This is a genomic window from Roseibium aggregatum (assembly GCF_014692675.1).
Classification (GTDB): domain Bacteria; phylum Pseudomonadota; class Alphaproteobacteria; order Rhizobiales; family Stappiaceae; genus Roseibium; species Roseibium aggregatum_C.
The window spans coordinates 48,251-66,307 of the sequence record NZ_JABFCZ010000031.1; the positions used below are offsets into that span (position 1 = coordinate 48,251).

13 protein-coding genes are annotated in these 18,057 nt (G+C 61.5%); 9 read left to right on the forward strand and 4 right to left on the reverse strand.

Annotation, left to right across the window (positions count from 1 at the left end; translation table 11 throughout):
* Positions 1–30 precede the first annotated feature (30 nt).
* Entirely contained in the window at positions 31–882 is an 852-nt protein-coding gene (locus HK439_RS23120; protein WP_190293852.1) for a carbon-nitrogen hydrolase family protein, read from the forward strand.
* A complete protein-coding gene (locus HK439_RS23125; protein WP_190293853.1) occupies positions 879–1,412 on the forward strand; it encodes a DUF1178 family protein in 534 nt (177 codons plus the stop codon). Before HK439_RS23120 ends, HK439_RS23125 begins: the two co-directional genes overlap by 4 nt.
* A 70-nt stretch (positions 1,413–1,482) precedes the next feature.
* On the opposite strand, the gene HK439_RS23130 is transcribed toward HK439_RS23125, so the two are convergent.
* Positions 1,483–1,968: a phasin family protein gene (locus HK439_RS23130; RefSeq protein WP_209012022.1), complete on the reverse strand. Its 486-nt coding sequence runs from the start codon at positions 1,966–1,968 to the stop codon at positions 1,483–1,485.
* 222 nt (positions 1,969–2,190) lie between these two features.
* Here HK439_RS23130 and HK439_RS23135 point away from each other — a divergent pair, with 222 nt between their 5' ends.
* Positions 2,191–4,038 (forward strand): PHA/PHB synthase family protein, encoded by a 1,848-nt coding sequence (locus HK439_RS23135; RefSeq protein WP_190293854.1) that lies wholly within the window; start codon positions 2,191–2,193, stop codon positions 4,036–4,038.
* Between the two features lie 25 nt (positions 4,039–4,063).
* Here the strand turns inward: HK439_RS23135 and HK439_RS23140 are convergent, their stop codons facing one another.
* Together HK439_RS23140 and ubiG are read right to left on the reverse strand one after the other, a co-directional pair.
* Positions 4,064–4,753: an alpha/beta fold hydrolase gene (locus HK439_RS23140; RefSeq protein ID WP_190293855.1), complete on the reverse strand. Its 690-nt coding sequence runs from the start codon at positions 4,751–4,753 to the stop codon at positions 4,064–4,066.
* Positions 4,754–4,807: 54 nt separating this feature from the next.
* Positions 4,808–5,566, reverse strand: a complete 759-nt coding sequence (gene ubiG, locus HK439_RS23145) for a bifunctional 2-polyprenyl-6-hydroxyphenol methylase/3-demethylubiquinol 3-O-methyltransferase UbiG (RefSeq protein WP_190293856.1) — start codon at positions 5,564–5,566, stop codon at positions 4,808–4,810.
* 181 nt (positions 5,567–5,747) lie between these two features.
* Here ubiG and HK439_RS23150 point away from each other — a divergent pair, with 181 nt between their 5' ends.
* From HK439_RS23150 to clpB, 6 genes are all read left to right on the forward strand, one after another.
* Positions 5,748–6,998 carry an aspartate kinase gene (locus HK439_RS23150; RefSeq protein ID WP_190293857.1) on the forward strand — a complete coding sequence of 417 codons (1,251 nt, stop codon included), beginning with the start codon at positions 5,748–5,750 and terminating at the stop codon, positions 6,996–6,998.
* Positions 6,999–7,071: 73 nt separating this feature from the next.
* The gene (gene ptsP, locus HK439_RS23155; protein WP_190293858.1) at positions 7,072–9,339 is read left to right on the forward strand and encodes a phosphoenolpyruvate--protein phosphotransferase; all 2,268 of its coding nucleotides are present in this window, start codon (positions 7,072–7,074) and stop codon (positions 9,337–9,339) included.
* A 63-nt stretch (positions 9,340–9,402) separates the two neighbouring features.
* Positions 9,403–10,476 (forward strand): peptide chain release factor 1, encoded by a 1,074-nt coding sequence (prfA, locus tag HK439_RS23160; protein WP_190293859.1) that lies wholly within the window; start codon positions 9,403–9,405, stop codon positions 10,474–10,476.
* A gap of 2 nt (positions 10,477–10,478) precedes the next feature.
* The gene (gene prmC, locus HK439_RS23165) at positions 10,479–11,336 is read left to right on the forward strand and encodes a peptide chain release factor N(5)-glutamine methyltransferase (protein ID WP_190293860.1); all 858 of its coding nucleotides are present in this window, start codon (positions 10,479–10,481) and stop codon (positions 11,334–11,336) included.
* Positions 11,337–11,719: 383 nt separating this feature from the next.
* On the forward strand, positions 11,720–12,388 hold the full coding sequence (locus HK439_RS27290) for a DUF4167 domain-containing protein (RefSeq protein ID WP_419247601.1): 669 nt from the start codon (positions 11,720–11,722) through the stop codon (positions 12,386–12,388).
* A 229-nt stretch (positions 12,389–12,617) separates the two neighbouring features.
* The gene (gene clpB, locus HK439_RS23175; protein ID WP_190293862.1) at positions 12,618–15,215 is read left to right on the forward strand and encodes an ATP-dependent chaperone ClpB; all 2,598 of its coding nucleotides are present in this window, start codon (positions 12,618–12,620) and stop codon (positions 15,213–15,215) included.
* An 87-nt stretch (positions 15,216–15,302) separates the two neighbouring features.
* Here the strand turns inward: clpB and HK439_RS23180 are convergent, their stop codons facing one another.
* Positions 15,303–17,282 (reverse strand): M23 family metallopeptidase, encoded by a 1,980-nt coding sequence (locus tag HK439_RS23180; RefSeq protein WP_190293863.1) that lies wholly within the window; start codon positions 17,280–17,282, stop codon positions 15,303–15,305.
* Positions 17,283–18,057: the final 775 nt, after the last annotated feature.

An 18,057-nucleotide genomic window follows, 5' to 3' on the forward strand; every position in this document is an offset into this window, starting at 1 on the left:
CCGGGTGAAACCGAAACACGGGAGCCGGCAATGAACGAATTCACTGCAGCATGCGTGCAATTGCGCAGCGGGAAAAACGTTGCCGACAACATCGAGCTGTGCTCGGACCTGATCCGTCAGGCGGCTGCGGCCGGCGCCCGTTTCATCCAGACACCGGAAATGACCAATGTGCTGGTGCGCAGCCGGGACGAGCTGCTGGAGCGCATCACTTTCGAGGACGATGACCCGACCCTGCTGCATCTTGGCAAGCTGGCGAAGGACCTCGGCGTCTGGATCCAAATCGGGTCGCTTGCGGTCCGTTTCGGTGACAAGGTTGCGAACCGGGGATTTCTCCTGTCGCCGGAGGGGGGCGTGGCTGCCCGCTACAGCAAGATCCACATGTTCGACGTCGACCTGCCCAACGGCGAGAGCTGGCGCGAGTCCGCGACCTATGAGCCGGGCACCAAAACAGTGATAACCGACCTGCCCTGGGCCCGTCTGGGGCTGGCGATCTGTTATGACGTACGGTTTCCCGCGATCTTCCGCGAGCAGGCCCGCCAGGGCGTGGAGGTCCTGACGGCTCCGGCCGCCTTTACCCGCCAGACCGGCGAGGCCCATTGGCACGTGCTGCAACGCGCCCGCGCCATCGAGAACGGGGCATATGTGATTTCGGCCGCCCAGGGCGGGCGCCATGAAGACGGACGGGAGACCTACGGTCACAGCCTGATTGTCGATCCCTGGGGTGTCGTGGTCGGCGAACTCGATCACGACGAGCCGGGCTTCGTGACGGCCGTCATCAAGCCGGAGGAAACCCGCAAGGCGCGCCAGCGTATCCCGGCGATCGCCAATGAGCGGACGTTCTCGGTCGAAATCGTCCGGCAGGTTCAGGAGGCGATGAATTGATCCGTTACGCGCTGACCTGCGACTTTACGCATGATTTCGAAGGATGGTTCCGGAATTCGGATGATTTTTCGACCCAGAGTGCCAAAGGGCTGATTTCCTGCCCGGTCTGCGGGTCGACCGACATACGGAAAAAACTGATGGCGCCGGCGGTTTCCACGTCACGGGCGAAACAGGCCTCGGCCGAAAGCCAGCAGACCGGGCACACGCAAGCCGTTCCCGGCGCAGACGTCCCGGCGCCGGCTGCTGCGGTCGAAAGCGCCGACGCGCAGGTCATTCAGCAGGCCGCGCTCATGCCTCAGGACGTGCGCCAGAAAGAGATGATCGAGGCGCTCAGGACCTTGCGCAAACGCATGGTCGAGGCGTCCGATTATGTCGGCAAGGATTTTCCCGAAGAAGCCCGCCGCATGCATTACGGCGAAACGGAAGAGCGCAATATCTACGGGGAATCGAGCCCCGAAGAAGCCAAGGCGTTACTCGATGAAGGGATCGATATCCTTCCGCTTCCCGTCCTGCCGGACGAAAAGAACTAGGCGCCACTCACCCGTGTGGGAAAGGCCTTGAAAGGCCAATCCCTTCCTGTCTTAACGATGAAGGCGGGCTTCAACTCTTGCTGGCCGGGGTCTTCTTGCGGGAAACCGGCTTGGTAGCTTCCTGAGCGCTTTCTTCCGCGGCATGGGCCAGTTCGGATGCGGTTTCGAGAGCAGTTTCGCCCAGTTCTTCCGCGGTTGCCATGCTTTCGTTCAGGCCGTTCTGAAGCAGTTCGAACTGCTTCTTGAAATGGCTCTGATATTCGTCGGCCATTTTCGTGTAGAAGGTCTGCAGGGTAGCAAAGGCCTGGTCGGGCATCGTGCATTCGCCCAATGCCTTGGCGCATTCGAAATCCTCATGCAGCCGGTGGCTGACGAAATTCATGTGATCGTCAAACGCCTTTTCCGCCTGGTCCCAGACCGTACGGTGGGCGTGCTGGAAGCCTTCGAAGGTCTTCTCCTCAAGCCTGTCTTCCCGCTCCGCAAAGGCCCAGTTCGAAAACGCGGGCATCATCATCCTGGTGATGTCGAACGGTGTTGTGGTGGTCTTTCCCGACATGACGTTCCCCTTTGCTGTTGAAGCGAATGAACTCAAGGATGCCTGCGGCTGCGGCTCCAATCGAGCCTTGTCGTTAGCCGGCTTTTAACATTGCCAAGCAATTAACATTATTGCAATGCACCCTAATTGATCTACGTCATAGAGTTGTGACGATTTTAAGGGAAATTTCGCGCTTCAGATGCCAATATTTCCCTGGCCGAAACCCGAGGTACGGAGGGCGCGATGCCCGTAACACCCGACAAGCCGAAGTCCGTGTCCCGGAAGCGGGACAGCGACACGCCTGCAAGCGAACCTTTCCCGCTGGATATCGAACGCGATCTTGATGCCCTTGAGGACAGCTATTCGGTGACCGCATTCGCGGAACTGATGGACCGGGCGACGCGGGCAACGATCGCCCGGACCACGCTTGGAATATCGCCGGCCGCCCTGTGGAGCGCCTATATGGACTGGGCGCTTCATCTGGCCATGTCGCCCGGCAAGCAGGGTCGGCTTGCCGAAAAGGCCTGGACCAAGTGGCAACGGCTGGCCCGGTTCTGGGCGGCTTGCTGCGCGACCCGCGGCAACGGCGAACGTTGCATAGAACCCTTGCCGCAGGACCACCGCTTCGATCATCCGGGCTGGGAGAAGTTTCCCTTCAGCCTCTATTCCCAGAGTTTCCTGCTCGGTCAGCAGTGGTGGTATAACGCCATGACCGGTGTGCGCGGGGTGACGGCCCATCACGAGAAGGTGGTCGATTTCACGACCCGCCAGATCCTCGACTTCTATTCGCCTTCCAATTTCTTCTGGACCAACCCGGAGGTCATCGAGAAGACGGTACAGGATGCGGGGATCAATCTTTTCCGCGGGGCGCATTACTTCATCGAGGACATGGACCGGCAGAGCCGGCATCTGCCGCCGGCGGGCCTCGAGGATTTCGAGGTCGGCGGGAATCTGGCGAACACACCGGGCAAGGTTGTCTTCCGGAACCGCTTGATCGAACTGATCCAGTATACGCCGACAACGGACAAGGTCCGGCCGGAACCGGTCGTGATCGTGCCCGCCTGGATCATGAAATATTACATCCTCGACCTGTCGGAGCAGAACTCGCTGGTGCGGTATCTGTTGAGCGAGGGCTACACCGTCTTCATGATTTCCTGGAAAAACCCGGGCCGGGAAGACCGGGACCTGGGCATGGAGGATTACCGCAAGCTCGGGGTCAAGGCGGCCCTGGATGCAGCACTTGCCATCACCGGCGCGGACAAGGCCCATATGGCAGGCTACTGTCTGGGCGGCACGCTGCTTTCCATCGCTGTTGCCGGCATGATGCACAACGGCGGGCATCATGTGGCAAGCATGTCCATGTTCGCGGCCCAGACCGACTTCACCGAGGCCGGCGAGCTGACCCTGTTCATCGATGAAAGCGAAGTCTCGTTCCTGGAAGACATGATGTGGGAACAGGGCTTCCTGGACACCAACCAGATGTCAGGCGCGTTCCAGCTGCTCAGGTCCAATGATCTCATCTGGTCGAAGGGCGTGCGCGAATATCTCATGGGCGAGCGCGCGCCCATGTTCGATCTGATGGCGTGGAACGCGGACGGAACGCGCATGCCCTACAAGATGCATTCGCAGTATCTGACCGAACTGTTCCTGCACAATGACTTTGCCGAAGGACGATACGAGGTGGACGGCCAGCCGGTTTCGGTCGAGGACATCCAGGTGCCGATCTTTGCCGTCGGGACGGAGCACGACCATGTGGCGCCCTGGCATTCCGTCTACAAGATCGTTCATCTGGCGGATACGGAAGTGACGTTCGTGCTGACTGCCGGCGGGCACAATGCCGGGATCGTCAGCGAACCGGGGCACAAGCACCGCCATTACCGGATCATGACCACGCCCGAACACGACGGCTATCTCGATGCCGACGGCTGGAAGGAACGCGCGGACATGTGCGAAGGCTCCTGGTGGGAGGCCTGGTCCGACTGGCTCAATCACCGTTCCGGCAAACCGGGCGACCTGCCTCCCATGGGGAACGCGGAAAAAGGCTATCCGGTCGTCTGCGATGCGCCTGGCACCTATGTCCGCATGAGCTGATTGCCTGGAGCGACACGCTCCAGCGTCATTCCGAGAGCCAGCGCGTCAGTTCCGCGGTCACGGCCGCGGGCTCTTCCAGGGTCGACAGATGGCCCGAGCCTGCAATGACCGCCAGCCGGCTGTTCGGGATCAGGCCGTGAATCTCTCGGGCGAGGTCGGGCGGCGTCAGGGTATCGCCCTCGCCGACCAGGACCAGCGTCGGGCATTCGATCTCGTGAAGTGTGGGCCGTGAGTCATCGCGCCGGATCAGGGCCGTCTGCTGCCGGATGAAGGCTTCAGGCCCGGTCTCCATGGCCATTTCGACCACGATGGCCTTCAGCTCTTCGTCGTATTCGCGGCTTGCATGAACAAACCCCGGATAAAGCAGGTGGGGGACCTTCTTGAAGTCTTTTTTCCGGGTCAGATCGATCAGGAACTCGCGCCGTTCGGTCTGTTCCGGCGTATCCGCGCGCGCATTGGTGTCGAGCAGGGCCAGCCGGCTTACCCGTTCGGGGGCGATCCGCATGATTTCCATGGCGATGTAGCCACCCATGGAAAGTCCCGCGAGGGAGAATTTCTCCGGGGCCTTTTCCAGAATGCTGGCCGCGATCTCCGGAATGGTGTCGTGCTGCCGGTGATCGGCGATCATCAACGGCCGGTCCGCGAAGGCGACGATCTGCGGCGTGTAGAGAAGTTCGGTGCACAGCAATCCCGGCACAAAAACGATCGGTTCCATATTGCGTTCGCTCTTCGGCTGAAAATATCCGGATCAGGTTTCAGTCTTCGGATTTCAGGTTTCCGGCCGTTCGGCCAGAAGCATGTAGTTCACATCCATGTCCCGGGACCGGTTCCAGGTGTCGGCGAGCGGGTTGTAGCTGACGCCGCACCGGTCGATGATGCGCATGCCCGCCGCATTGAGCGGCGCTTCGATTTCCTCGGGCCGCACCAGCTTTTCAAATCTGTGCGTTCCTTTCGGCAGCCAGCGCAGGACATATTCGGCGCCGATGATCGCAAGGCCGTAGGCTTTCAGCGTGCGATTGATGGTCGCAACGAACATCAGGCCGCCCGGGCGGACCATTTTCGCGGTTTCGTTGAGGAACAGCGGGGCATCCGCGACATGCTCGACCACTTCCATGTTCAGGACGACATCGAAGGTTTCGCCCGCGGCTGCAAGCTCTTCGGCGGTCTGGGCCCGATAGTCGATCTCAAGCCCGGAACTCTGCATGTGCAGCTTCGCGACTTCGATGTTCGTGGTGGAGGGATCGGCGCCGACCACATCGGCCCCAAGGCGCGCCATGGGTTCGCTCAGGAGGCCGCCGCCGCAACCGATGTCGAGGAAGCGCAGGCCCTTGAAGGCCTCGGGAGACTTCGGATCCCGGCCGAATTTTTCGCAGACGGTTTCCTTGATATAGGCGAGGCGAACCGGACTGAACTTGTGCAGGGGACGGAACTTGCCGGTCGGGTCCCACCAGTCGGCCGCCATGGCCGAAAAACGGGCAACCTCTGCATCGTCGACGGTGCCGGCGCTTTGGGCGGTCGCGTCACTCATGTCGGTACCTTTCCTCAGGGCGCTGCCTGAATGTCTTAATATATCGCCGAGAACTTGAAGCTCGGTGGCGTTTTGTCAAGACGCCCTGTTGCGGCGAATGACCTGTGCCTGTATGTGTGTCGCCCGATCCGCCGGGCGCGGTCAGCGCTCTCGTTCCTTTCATGAAAAGACTACGACCACAATGGCGCGACTGGTAATGAAATTTGGCGGCACATCCGTCGCCGACCTGGACCGCATCCGAAATGTGGCCCGACATGTGAAACGCGAAGTCGACGCAGGCCATGAGGTGGCGGTGGTCGTCTCCGCCATGGCCGGCCAGACCAACAAGCTGGTGGATTTTTGCCGCGCGGCTTCTTCGCTCCACGATGCCCGAGAGTATGATGCCGTCGTCGCTTCGGGCGAACAAGTGACCTCGGGGCTGCTGGCAATCGTGCTTCAGGATATGGGAGTCAACGCCCGCTCCTGGCAGGGCTGGCAAATCCCGATCAAGACCGACGCGAGCCACGGGGCGGCCCGGATCACGGATATCGACGGCAGCCTGCTGATCGAGCGGATTTCCCAGGGCCAGGTTGCGGTTTGCGCCGGTTTCCAGGGGATTTCCCCGGATAACCGGATTTCCACGCTCGGCCGGGGCGGCTCCGATACCAGCGCGGTGGCGATTGCCGCCGCGATCAAGGCGGACCGCTGTGATATCTATACCGATGTCGACGGGGTCTATACGACCGATCCGCGTATCGTGCCCAAGGCGAAGCGCCTCGACCGGATCTCCTTCGAGGAGATGCTGGAAATGGCATCGCTCGGTGCAAAGGTTCTGCAGGTCCGTTCGGTCGAGATGGCCATGGTTCATGGCGTGGGCACTTTCGTGCGCTCCAGCTTCGACGACCCGGATGCGCCGCAGATCGGTGTCGGCAATCTTCCCCCTGGAACCCTTATTTGCGACGAGGACGAACTCGTGGAACAGCAAGTTGTGACCGGCATCGCTTTTGCCAAAGACGAAGCCCAGATTTCGATTCGCGACGTGGCCGACAAGCCGGGCGTGGCCCATTCGGTCTTCGGTCCTCTGGCCGACGCACATATCAACGTCGACATGATCGTCCAGAACATCTCGCCGGACGGCAAGACGACGGACATCACCTTCACCGTGCCGGAAACCGATTACCAGCGCGCGATCAAGGTTCTGGAAGATAACCGCCAGGTCATCGGTTTCCAGAATCTGGAAGGCGCGACGGATGTGGTCAAGGTGTCGGTGATCGGCATCGGCATGCGGTCCCATGCGGGCATCGCCGCCCAGTGTTTCCGCGCGCTTGCGGAAAAGGGCATCAACATCCGCGCCATTACCACATCGGAAATCAAGATCTCCGTTCTGATCGATTCTGCCTATACGGAACTTGCAGTCAGGACTCTCCATTCGCTATACGGATTGGACGGATAGAACGGTCCGGCAAAGGCAAAGGGGCCGAAAAGGCTCTCCGTTTGCCGACAATGCGAACCTGACGGGGTAGGCGATGCGCAGCAACCTGGCCGGTCCGCGCCTGTTGCTCCGCAGGCTCCGCGAGGTCATGGCGGAGCCGATCACGGCGCAGGAGCGGCTCGACAAGATTGTGGTCCTGATCGCGGCGAATGTGGTCGCCGAGGTGTGCTCCGTCTATATCCTGCGGGCCGATGGAGTGCTGGAACTCTATGCCACGGAAGGCCTGAAAGCCGAGGCCGTTCACCAGGCGTCGCTTCGGGTCGGGCAGGGCCTTGTCGGCCTGATCGCGGCGGAGGCCCGTCCGCTCAATCTTCCCAACGCCCGCGCCCATCCGGGCTTTGCCTATCTCCCCGAAACGGGCGAGGAAGAATACAATTCCTTCCTCGGCGTGCCGATCCTGCGCGCCGGCCGGACGCTGGGCGTCCTGGTCGTACAGAACAAGTCGCACCGGACCTACCTCGAAGATGAAGTAGAGGCGATGCAGACCACGGCAATGGTCATTGCCGAAATGGTCGCCGCCGGCGAACTCGAGGCGATCGCCCAGAAAGGAACCGGCCTCGACCTGTCGCGCCCGATCCATGCGATCGGTGTCGCGCTCTCCGAAGGTGTCGGTCTCGGCCATGTGGTGCTGCACGAGCCCCGCGTCGTGGTCACCAACCTGATTGCCGAAGACACGGACAAGGAGAGCCACCGGCTCGAGGCGGCCATCAACCGGCTGCGCCTGTCCATCGACGATCTCCTGTCCAGCGGCGAAATCGCGGCGATCGGCGAGCACAGGGACGTGCTCGAGGCCTACCGGATGTTTGCCAACGACCGGGGCTGGATCCGCAAGATCGAAGAGGCGATCCGCAACGGCCTGACGGCCGAAGCCGCGGTCGAAAAGGTCCAAAGCGACATGCGTGCGCGTATGCTGCGCCAGACCGATCCCTATCTGCGCGAACGGCTGCATGATCTCGATGATCTTGCCCATCGCCTGATCCGCGAGCTGATGGGGCGCCAGCACGGCCCGCTGGCATCGGAACTGCCGCAGGATGCCATCATTGTGGCCCGCAACATGGGGGCGGCGGAACTGCTCGACTACGGCCGTGACCGGATTCGCGGTCTCGTCCTGGAAGAAGGCGGCCCGACCAGCCATGTGACCATCGTTGCCCGGGCCCTGGGTATTCCGACCGTCGGCCAGGTGGACGACATCGTCAGCCTGGCGGATGCGGGCGATGCCATCATCGTCGACGGCGAGGCCGGCGAGGTCTATCTGCGTCCGGCCACGGATGTCGAGAACGCCTATGCCGAAAAAGTCCGGTTCCGGGCGCGGCGCCAGGCGCAATACCGGCGCCTGCGCAACAAGCCGTCCGTCACCAAGGACGGTGTGGAGATCTCCCTGCAGATGAATGCCGGGCTCCTGGTAGATCTGCCGCATCTGGCGGAGGCCGGGGCCGCCGGCGTCGGGCTGTTCCGGACCGAACTGCAATTCATGGTCGCCTCGTCGTTCCCGCGCATGCGCGAGCAACAGGCGCAGTATGAGCAGGTGCTCGATGCCGCGGACGGGAAGCCGATCACGTTCCGCTCGCTCGACATCGGCGGCGACAAGGTGCTGCCCTATCTGCGCGCCATTCAGGAGGAAAACCCGGCGATGGGCTGGCGCGCCCTGCGTCTCGGCCTCGACCGGCCCGGATTGCTCAGGACGCAGATGCGGGCGCTGCTCAAGGCGGCCGCCGGCCGCGAGCTGAAACTGATGTTCCCGATGGTCGCGGAAGTGGACGAGTTCCTGAAGGCCAAGAGCCTGGTGGAGCGCGAGATCAAGCACCTGCGGCGCCATAATCACGCCGTGCCGGAGACGATCCGGCTCGGGGTCATGATCGAGGTGCCTTCCCTCCTGTTCCAGCTGGACGAACTTCTGCACCACGTCGACTTCGTTTCGGTCGGCTCCAACGACCTGTTCCAGTTCTTTTGTGCTGTCGATCGCGGCAACACACGGGTCTCCGAGCGGTTCGATCCGATCAATCTGGCCTTCCTGAGGGCGCTCAAGACCATTGTGGATGCGGCGAACAGGGCCCATATCCCTGTGACCCTGTGCGGCGAACTGGCCGGGCGTCCGCTGGAAGCCATGGCGCTTATCGGTCTTGGCTACCGGGATCTTTCCATGTCGCCCGCCTCTCTGGGGCCGGTCAAGGCCATGCTTCGTTCGCTCGATGCCGGGCGGCTGTCGGCCCGGCTTCTGCCGCGCCTGGAACCCGGACATCCGGAAACGAATATCCGCGAATTCCTGTTGCGCTTTGCATCCGATATGGATGTGGCGCTTTAGCTGAGACCATTTCAAGACCAACCAGGCCCTTTCGCAAAGAGGCTGTGAAGGAGACAGGCGCTTATGCTGGCGCGTAACAAGCTCGATACATTGTTGGACCGGTTCGCCGAGATCGAGCACCAGATGTCCGCCAACCCGGACCCGCAGACCTATGTGAAGCTGTCCCGGGAATATGCCGGGCTGGAACCGCTGATTTTCAAGATCCGGACCTATCTGAAGGCCCAGGACGATCTGGCGGATACGGAAGCCATGCTGTCGGATCCGGATACGGACGCGGAGATGCGTGAGCTTGCCGAAGCCGAGCGTGACGAGCTTGAGCAAAATCTGGAGACCCTGACGCAGGACGTCCGGATCGGTCTGCTGCCGAAGGATGCGGCGGATTCCAACGACGCCATTCTGGAAGTCAGGGCGGGGACCGGCGGAGACGAGGCGGCGCTTTTTGCCGGCGACCTGTTCCGTATGTACCAGCGCTATGCGGAGCTGCACGGCTGGAAGGTGGAGGTCCTGTCGGCCAGCGAAGGCGAGGTCGGCGGCTACAAGGAAATCATCGCGGCCGTATCGGGTGAAAACGTCTTTGCGCGGCTGAAATTCGAATCCGGCGTTCACCGGGTGCAACGGGTGCCGGCCACCGAATCGGGCGGCCGGATCCATACCTCGGCTGCGACCGTCGCCGTGCTGCCTCAGGCCGAGGACGTGGATGTGGATATCCAGGACAGCGACCTGCGGATCGACACCTTCCGGGCTTCCGGCGCCGGCGGGCAGCATGTGAACACCACGGATTCGGCGGTTCGCATCACCCATATTCCGACCGGGATCGTTGTCGCCGTCCAGGACGAGCGGTCCCAGCACAAGAACAAGGCCCGGGCCATGCAGCTTCTAAGGGCGCGGATCTACGACGAGGAGCGCGAACGCGCGGCAAGCGAACGCACCGAGGCCCGCAGGCTCCAGGTCGGCTCGGGCGACCGGTCGGAACGGATCCGAACCTACAATTTTCCGCAAGGGCGCGTGACCGATCACCGGATCGGGCTGACGCTCTACAAGCTGGACCAGATCATATCTGGCGAAGCGCTGGACGAGGTGATCGATGCCCTGATCATGGATCACCAGGCCTCGCTGCTGGCTGCCGAAGAAGTTTGACCATGAAAATCGGCGCGCTCGTTCGCGAAATCAGGGACCGGTTTCGCGATAAAGGCCTGGAGACCGCCGATCTCGATGCGCGGCTTCTGGTTGCCGATGCTCTGGATATGGATGTATCGGCCGTCATTCTGCATGCCGATGACGAGGCTTCCGAAGACGCCTGCGGCAAGGCACGGGTGCATTGCGAAAAACGGCTTTCCGGCATGCCGGTCGGGCGCATTCTCGGGCGCCGGGAATTCTGGGGCCTCGAGCTTGGTCTCAACGCGGAAACGCTGGAGCCGCGGCCGGATACGGAAACGCTTGTCGAGGCGGTGCTCGCCCGGACGCCGCGGGACGCGGCATTTGCATTTGCCGACATCGGCACCGGTACCGGAGCGATCGCGATCGCGCTTTTGTCCGAACGCGCGAATGCTTTCGGACTGGCTGTGGATATTTCCGGAACGGCGCTCACATGTGCGGCGGAGAATGCGGCAAGGCTGGGTGTCGGTCGCCGCCTGCTTTGTGTTCAAGGCGATTACTGTGCCGCACTCGGATCCGGTTTCGACTGGATCGTCAGCAACCCGCCCTACATTCGGACCGCGGTCATCGAAGGGCTTGGTGCGGAGGTTCGCGAGCATGATCCCAGACGCGCGCTCGACGGGGGGGGCGACGGCCTGGATGCCTATCGTTCCATCGTCGAACAGTCGGCAAGCTGCCTTAACGTCAACGGCCGAATCGCCCTCGAAATCGGCTTCGACCAGGCCGAATCTGTTGCGTCGCTGCTCGGCGAGTACGGGTTTTTTGATATTGAAATCATTCACGATCTTGCCGGAAACGACCGTGTCCTTGTTGCAAAGCGAAACAAAATCCGGCCGTTTTAAGCCTATGATGAAAAAGCGCTTGGAAATCCGGACAGAAACGGTTAGGTTCACCTCGCCGAGACCGGAATATGTGATCAGCGAACTGCGGAGCACGCCCATCCGGCAACGTGGGGACAGACGCTTGAGCGTTTTGGAATTCGTTGCATACAGGATGACCCGGACCCTTCGGACTGTCGCAGAAACTAGCGAGCGCATCGGTTGCTGACCGATAGGGCAGAACTTGTGTGGTCGTTTCAGATGACAGGCGCTAACCTTCACGGTTGGTTTCGGCATCTTTTTCGTATCGGTATTACAGAATTCCGATGATGGGCCGGCGTTAAGCAGGCCGCCGTTCTTTAAGAGAAAACGGCAGGATGAGACCAGGAAATCAAAACAACAAGCGCATGCGTGGGCGCGGCCGCAAAGGGCCGAATCCGTTAAGCCGGAGCTATGAATCGAATGGCCCGGACGTAAAGATCCGCGGAACTGCACTGCATATCGCAGAAAAGTACCAGCAGCTCGCCCGGGATGCGCAAGCATCCGGCGACCGGGTCATGTCTGAAAACTATCTCCAGCACGCAGAGCATTATCTGCGGATTGTTGCTGCCGCCCAGGCGCATTTGCAGCCTGCCGCGCAGAGCAGCCGTGCGGACGGAGATGATGCCGGCCAGGAGACCGCATCCGGTTCCGCCATGAACGGCACAACCGACCGGCGCGACCACGCGGCGGGTGCTTCCGGCGATATGATGGGCGAGGACAGTCCGCAGCCCTATATCGAGAACATGCCGCTCATCGATCCCTCGGGTCGGGTCAACGGTCATGCTTCCGAAGCCGGTGAGGAAAGCGACGAGGAAGCGAAGCCCCGACGGCGCGCGCGGGGGACCCGCGGACGCGGTGCCAAGCCGGAAGCGGCTGAAGCCACCGGCGACGCGGACGCTGCTTCCGCCCGGTCGGGAGAGACCGGTGACGACGATGAGGCTCCCAAGCCGAGAGCCCGCCGGGCACCGCGTGCGCGCCGGGCGAAGCCGGCCGAAGAAGGTGCTGATGCTGAGGCCGTTGCGGCCGGCGAGTAAGGTCAGCCCTGATCAAGCTGCAAGATGTAAAACGGCGTCCTTGAGGGCGCCGTTTTCTTTTGGCATGTGTACTTGAAAAATATCGTCGGCTCCCTCTTTTGTTGTCATTTTGCAACACTATATCGGAGGAGCGGGGCTCAACGAGACCGCGCAGAGGCCTGGATCCAGGATCTGCATTCCGAAATCATCGGCCATGCTTCGGGTGGTTCAGATGGCAAGGAGGAAAAGCATGAATTTTGAAAAATACACTGAGCGGGCTCGGGGTTTCGTACAGTCGGCTCAGACCTACGCTCTTGGCCAGGGCCATCAGCAATTTACGCCGGAACATGTGCTCAAGGTTCTCCTCGACGATCCGGAAGGAATGGCCAGCGGCCTGATCGATCGCGCCGGCGGCCAGGCGAAGGCCGCCCAGGCCGAGGTCGAGCGTCTTCTAGAAAAAATGCCGAAAGTGTCCGGCGGTAGCGGCCAGCTCTATCTGGCGCCCGCCACGGCCCGTATCTTCGATCAGGCGGAAAAGATCGCCGAAAAGGCCGGCGACAGCTTCGTGACGGTCGAGCGTCTTCTGCTGGCGCTTGCCATGGACAGCGACAGCGAAGCCGGAAAGCTTCTGAAGAAAGCGGGCGTGACGCCCAACGGCCTGAACGAGGCGATCAACGCGCTTCGTCAGGGGCGGACCGCCGACAGCGCAACGGCTGAAAACCAGTATGACGCGCTGAAGAAATACGCGCGGGACCTGACCCAGGTCGCTCGCGACGGCAAGCTCGATCCGGTGATCGGCCGGGACGAGGAAATCCGCAGGACGATCCAGGTCCTGTCGCGGCGCACCAAGAACAATCCGGTCCTGATCGGCGAACCCGGCGTGGGCAAGACCGCAATCGCGGAAGGCCTGGCGCTTCGGATCGTCAACGGCGACGTGCCCGAATCCCTGAAGGACAAGCGGTTGCTGGCCCTGGACATGGGCGCGCTGATCGCCGGTGCCAAATATCGCGGCGAATTCGAGGAACGCCTGAAGGCGATCCTGTCGGAAGTCGAAGCGGCTGCGGGCAGTATAATTCTGTTCATCGACGAGATGCATACGCTGGTCGGCGCGGGCAAGGCGGAGGGTGCAATGGATGCATCCAATCTGCTGAAACCGGCTCTGGCGCGGGGCGAATTGCACTGCGTGGGGGCGACCACCCTCGATGAATACCGCAAGCACGTGGAAAAGGATGCGGCCCTGGCGCGCCGGTTCCAGCCGGTCTTCGTGACCGAGCCGACCGTCGAGGACACGATTTCCATCCTGCGCGGGATCAAGGAAAAGTACGAGCTGCATCACGGGGTCCGGATTACAGACTCGGCCATCGTCGCGGCTGCGACCTTGTCGAACCGTTACATTACCGACCGGTTCCTTCCGGACAAGGCCATCGACCTTATGGACGAAGCCGCGAGCCGGCTGCGCATGCAGGTCGATTCGAAACCGGAAGAACTGGACGAACTCGATCGCCGGATCATCCAGCTCAAGATCGAGCGCGAAGCGCTGAAGAAGGAAGACGACAAGGCCGCCAGGGACAGGCTGGAAAAGCTCGAAAAGGAACTGTCCAACCTTGAAGAGGAATCCGATGCCCTGACCAGACGCTGGCAGGGGGAAAAGGAAAAGCTGAACCTGGAACAGAAGATCAAGGAACAGCTCGATCAGGCGCGGATCGATCTGGAAATCGCGCAGCGGCGTGGAGACCTGGGGAAGGCCGGCGAGCTTGCCTATGGCGTGATCCCGGACCTGGAACGCAAGCTGGAAGAGGCCGAGGAGGCCGAGGACAGCGATGCCATGGTCGATGAGGCGGTCGCGCCGAACCATATCGCGCAGGTGGTGTCCAAGTGGACCGGCATTCCGGTCGACAAGATGCTGGAAGGCGAACGGGAAAAGCTTTTGCGGATGGAAGACGTCCTGGCGACCCGTGTGGTCGGCCAGGCAGAAGCCATCCATGCGGTCTCGACCGCCGTGCGCCGGGCCCGGGCCGGACTGCAGGATCCCAACCGGCCGATCGGGTCGTTCATGTTCCTCGGCCCGACCGGCGTGGGCAAGACCGAGCTGACCAAGGCGCTGGCAAGTTTCCTGTTCGATGACGACAGTGCGATGGTGCGGATCGACATGTCGGAGTTCATGGAAAAGCATTCCGTGGCCCGGCTGATCGGTGCCCCTCCCGGCTATGTCGGTTATGAGGAAGGCGGCGTCCTGACGGAGGCCGTCCGCCGCAGGCCGTACCAGGTCGTCCTCTTCGACGAGGTCGAAAAGGCGCATGGCGATGTCTTCAACGTGCTGCTGCAGGTGCTCGACGACGGCCGTCTGACCGATGGTCAGGGCCGGACCGTGGACTTCCGCAACACGCTGATCATCATGACGTCGAACCTGGGGGCCGAATATCTGGTCAACCAGCCGGAAGGCGAGGACTCCGATGCGGTCCGGGATCAGGTCATGGGCGCGGTGCGGGCGCATTTCCGCCCCGAGTTCCTGAACCGTCTCGACGAGATCGTCCTGTTCCATCGCCTGCAGCGGTCGCAGATGGCTGCCATCGTCGCGATCCAGCTGGAACGGCTGCGGGCTCTCCTGACCGATCGCAAGATCACCCTGGAACTGGATGACGGTGCTCTCGGCTGGCTCGCCCAGAAAGGTTACGATCCGGCCTATGGCGCCCGGCCGCTGAAGCGGGTGATCCAGAAGGACGTCCAGGACCCGCTGGCGGAAAAACTGCTGGCCGGTGACATCGTCGACGGGCAAACGGTCGAAGTGACCGCCGGCGGCGACCGGCTGCTGTTTTCCACCCGGGACAGTTCCGCCGCTGCGGCCTGATCCCATTCCGCAAGAACAGAAAAAGCCGGCCAATCATGGCCGGCTTTTTTGTCGTTAATGCATGAGCAGTTCCGGGGAGCCGCAGCCTTACTGGACAGCGGATGCGACCCTGGAAGGACGCCGGGCCTGATCCAGCAGGGCGTCGATCCTGAGGCGCTCGGTTTCGAACTGGGCCAGCATGTCGCCTTCAAGCACACGGCCGCGCGGCAGGCGGATCCGCATCGGATCCACGTAACGGTCGTTGACCTTGACCTCGTAGTGCAGGTGCGGGCCGGTCGAAAGGCCGGTCGAACCCACGTAGCCGATGATCTGTCCCTGGCGCACCTGGACGCCTTCGTGAATGCCCTTGGCGAAGCCGGACTGGTGATTGTAGGTCGTGATGTAGCCATTGGCATGACGGATCTCCGTCCGCCGGCCATATCCTGAACTCCAGCCGGCCTTGATGACCGTGCCGTTGCCGGCCGCCATGATCGGCGTTCCGCGCGGGGCGGCCCAGTCCACACCGGTGTGCATCTTGGAATAGCCGTGGATCGGGTGCTTACGCATGCCGAAGCCGGACCGGAACCGGCCTTCGGGGACCGGTTTTCGCATCAGGAATTTCTGGGCGCTCTGGCCGTTTGAATCATAATAGTCGATCACGCCGTCGTCGGGCGTGCGGAACCGGTAAAACCGCCGTTTGGTGGAGCCGGTATCGAGTGAGGCGTAGAGGACTTCCGGCGGGCTGTCGGTGTCCTTGTCCGCGTCGGCGTAGAAGATTTCGATGGAATCGCCGGGCTGGACCCTGGAATTGAAATCGACGTCGAAGGAGAAGACCCGGATGAGTTCCTCGATCAGCGGCTCCGGCATGTCCTGTTCCAGGGCCGTCTGGTAGATGCTGTCATAGATTGCCGGTGTCGGGCCGCCATAGGAAATACGGTCGGCTTCGGCGAATGCATCGGCCAGGAAGGTCGTCGGCGCCTTGGCCTTGACATAGGCACCCGTATCGGACCGGGCGACCGTCGCCTTGTGAACCGTATCGGAGTAGAGGCTGATGCGTTCCGGACGCATGCGGCCGGTCTTCGGGCTCGGCGCATAGGCGATACGGAGCCGCTGGCCGGCCACCAGCTGATCAATGCCGTAGGTGTTGATGAAGGCGTTCTGGATCAGCTCGGCTTCTTCCTGGGTCGCATCATTATCGAGCAGGACATCCGAGATGGCGCTGTCTTCGGAAATGGGAACGATTTTCTCGTCCATCCCGGCGTAACGGGTTTCGTCGTCCTTCTTGGAAATGAAGGACACATTTTCCGGGGTGATGCGAACCGCCAGTCGGGCGTATTCGGGCTGGCGGGCGAGATTGAAATCGAAGCGACCCGGGTCGACGATCGACTTCGCCGCCGTTTCCACGGTGCTGTCTGCAAGGAAGCGCGCGGTCTGACGAACGCTTTTTTCAACCTCGGATTCGTCGGGCGTCTCATCCAGATCGATCGAGGCGCTGTCTTCCGGGAACGACCTCAGGCTGATGCTGACTTCGCCTTCGACCTTCGCGCCGTAGTCGGCGTTGGAGAATATGGATTCCGTCGCCAGTCTTTTCGGTTCGACCTGGACATCGGAGAACATGTCGAGCGGATTGAAGGGCGGGATGACGTCGGTCAGGTCGGCATTTTTGCGGGTCGCCAGGCTGGAACTGATCAAGACGTAGGGGCGAACCCGAATATGTTCCCGGTCGCCCTCGCGTGTGACCACATTGACCGGGATGACCTGCCTGTTGGCATATTCCTCTGCTGTCCGGATCACCCGGTCGCCCTTGGCCCCCGGTCCGCCCGACGGCGGTGCGAACTGGGCATTGCCGGCATACTGGTCAGGGTTGGGCGCGGCGGTGACGCTGTATTGTCCGTCGAGGGCGGCGAACAAGGCGCCGCCCATCAGGACAAGAGACGTGATCCCGGTCAGGACCGAGCCCGTCAGCCACCGGAGCGAGACGTTTTTCCGGTCGGGCAGAACCTGGCGTTCGTCATAGACCACCAGGGGCGGAATATCACCGAGATCGACCGTCGAATGGTGGTGCGTATGAAAAGGGCCAAAATGCATTTCGCGGCTCAGGTTCCTCGCAGTCGCATGAAGACATGTCGAAAGATCGTCATGCGCATCCGAACGGTTTTTACAGGTGCAGGCGAAAAATGCCGATTTGTTGGCTATCCGTCAATCTGCAGCACGGGTAAAGATGTCTTTGTTGTCAGCTTCATAAGCCTGACGGTCTTATTTTCGAACAATCGGGCCAATATGGGGCAGAGCTGCCGGAGAAGGCCGCTTTATATATATAGACCCACTGATGGATGTTCCTGACCGGTGCGGATGGGCGTTTCCCAGGGGCGCAATACCGGTTTCGGCCAGGTCTATCGGGGTCGTCCGCCGTCTCCGGTCGGGGTCCTGAAAAAAACTTCCAAAAGTTTTCTGCCGAGGTACCGGTGCCGACAGGGTTCACGGGATTAAGCTCCCGGAAACCCGCCGTTTTTCGAGTGTGGCTGTCTGTGTGAATCTTTTTTGACAAAGGTTGTTGACTCGGAATGGGCCCCTGCGTATAACCCCCTCCATCGACGGCGGCGCTGCGGCCAACGCGGTGCCAGCGCCTGTCGGTTCTACCAGACAACTGGACGTGACAAAGCTCTTCGGGGCAAACACTAAAGTCGTCGCTAGTCCTTGGAAACAGGGGCGAAATTCGCAAGTATCGCGAATTGTTCTTTGACAATTTGATTATTGAAGGAAGGGAAGCGTGGACGGCGTTGTTCTTGCGGAGCTGGAGCTTTAGGGCTCTGGTTTTGAGAGGAAGTTACGCAGGTACGCTGATCTTCTAGACAGGAAGCCG

Bases quoted from the DNA above. Each gene is read 5' to 3' on its own strand.
- HK439_RS23120 (WP_190293852.1), top strand. From the start codon at position 31: ATGAACGAATTCACTGCAGCATGCGTGCAATTGCGCAGCGGGAAAAAC.
- HK439_RS23130 (WP_209012022.1), bottom strand. From the start codon at position 1,968: ATGTCGGGAAAGACCACCACAACACCGTTCGACATCACCAGGATGATG.
- HK439_RS23135 (WP_190293854.1), top strand. From the start codon at position 2,191: ATGCCCGTAACACCCGACAAGCCGAAGTCCGTGTCCCGGAAGCGGGAC.
- HK439_RS23140 (WP_190293855.1), bottom strand. From the start codon at position 4,753: ATGGAACCGATCGTTTTTGTGCCGGGATTGCTGTGCACCGAACTTCTC.
- ubiG (WP_190293856.1), bottom strand. From the start codon at position 5,566: ATGAGTGACGCGACCGCCCAAAGCGCCGGCACCGTCGACGATGCAGAG.
- HK439_RS23150 (WP_190293857.1), top strand. From the start codon at position 5,748: ATGGCGCGACTGGTAATGAAATTTGGCGGCACATCCGTCGCCGACCTG.
- ptsP (WP_190293858.1), top strand. From the start codon at position 7,072: ATGCGCAGCAACCTGGCCGGTCCGCGCCTGTTGCTCCGCAGGCTCCGC.
- prfA (WP_190293859.1), top strand. From the start codon at position 9,403: ATGCTGGCGCGTAACAAGCTCGATACATTGTTGGACCGGTTCGCCGAG.
- prmC (WP_190293860.1), top strand. From the start codon at position 10,479: ATGAAAATCGGCGCGCTCGTTCGCGAAATCAGGGACCGGTTTCGCGAT.
- HK439_RS27290 (WP_419247601.1), top strand. From the start codon at position 11,720: ATGCGTGGGCGCGGCCGCAAAGGGCCGAATCCGTTAAGCCGGAGCTAT.
- clpB (WP_190293862.1), top strand. From the start codon at position 12,618: ATGAATTTTGAAAAATACACTGAGCGGGCTCGGGGTTTCGTACAGTCG.
- HK439_RS23180 (WP_190293863.1), bottom strand. From the start codon at position 17,282: ATGCATTTTGGCCCTTTTCATACGCACCACCATTCGACGGTCGATCTC.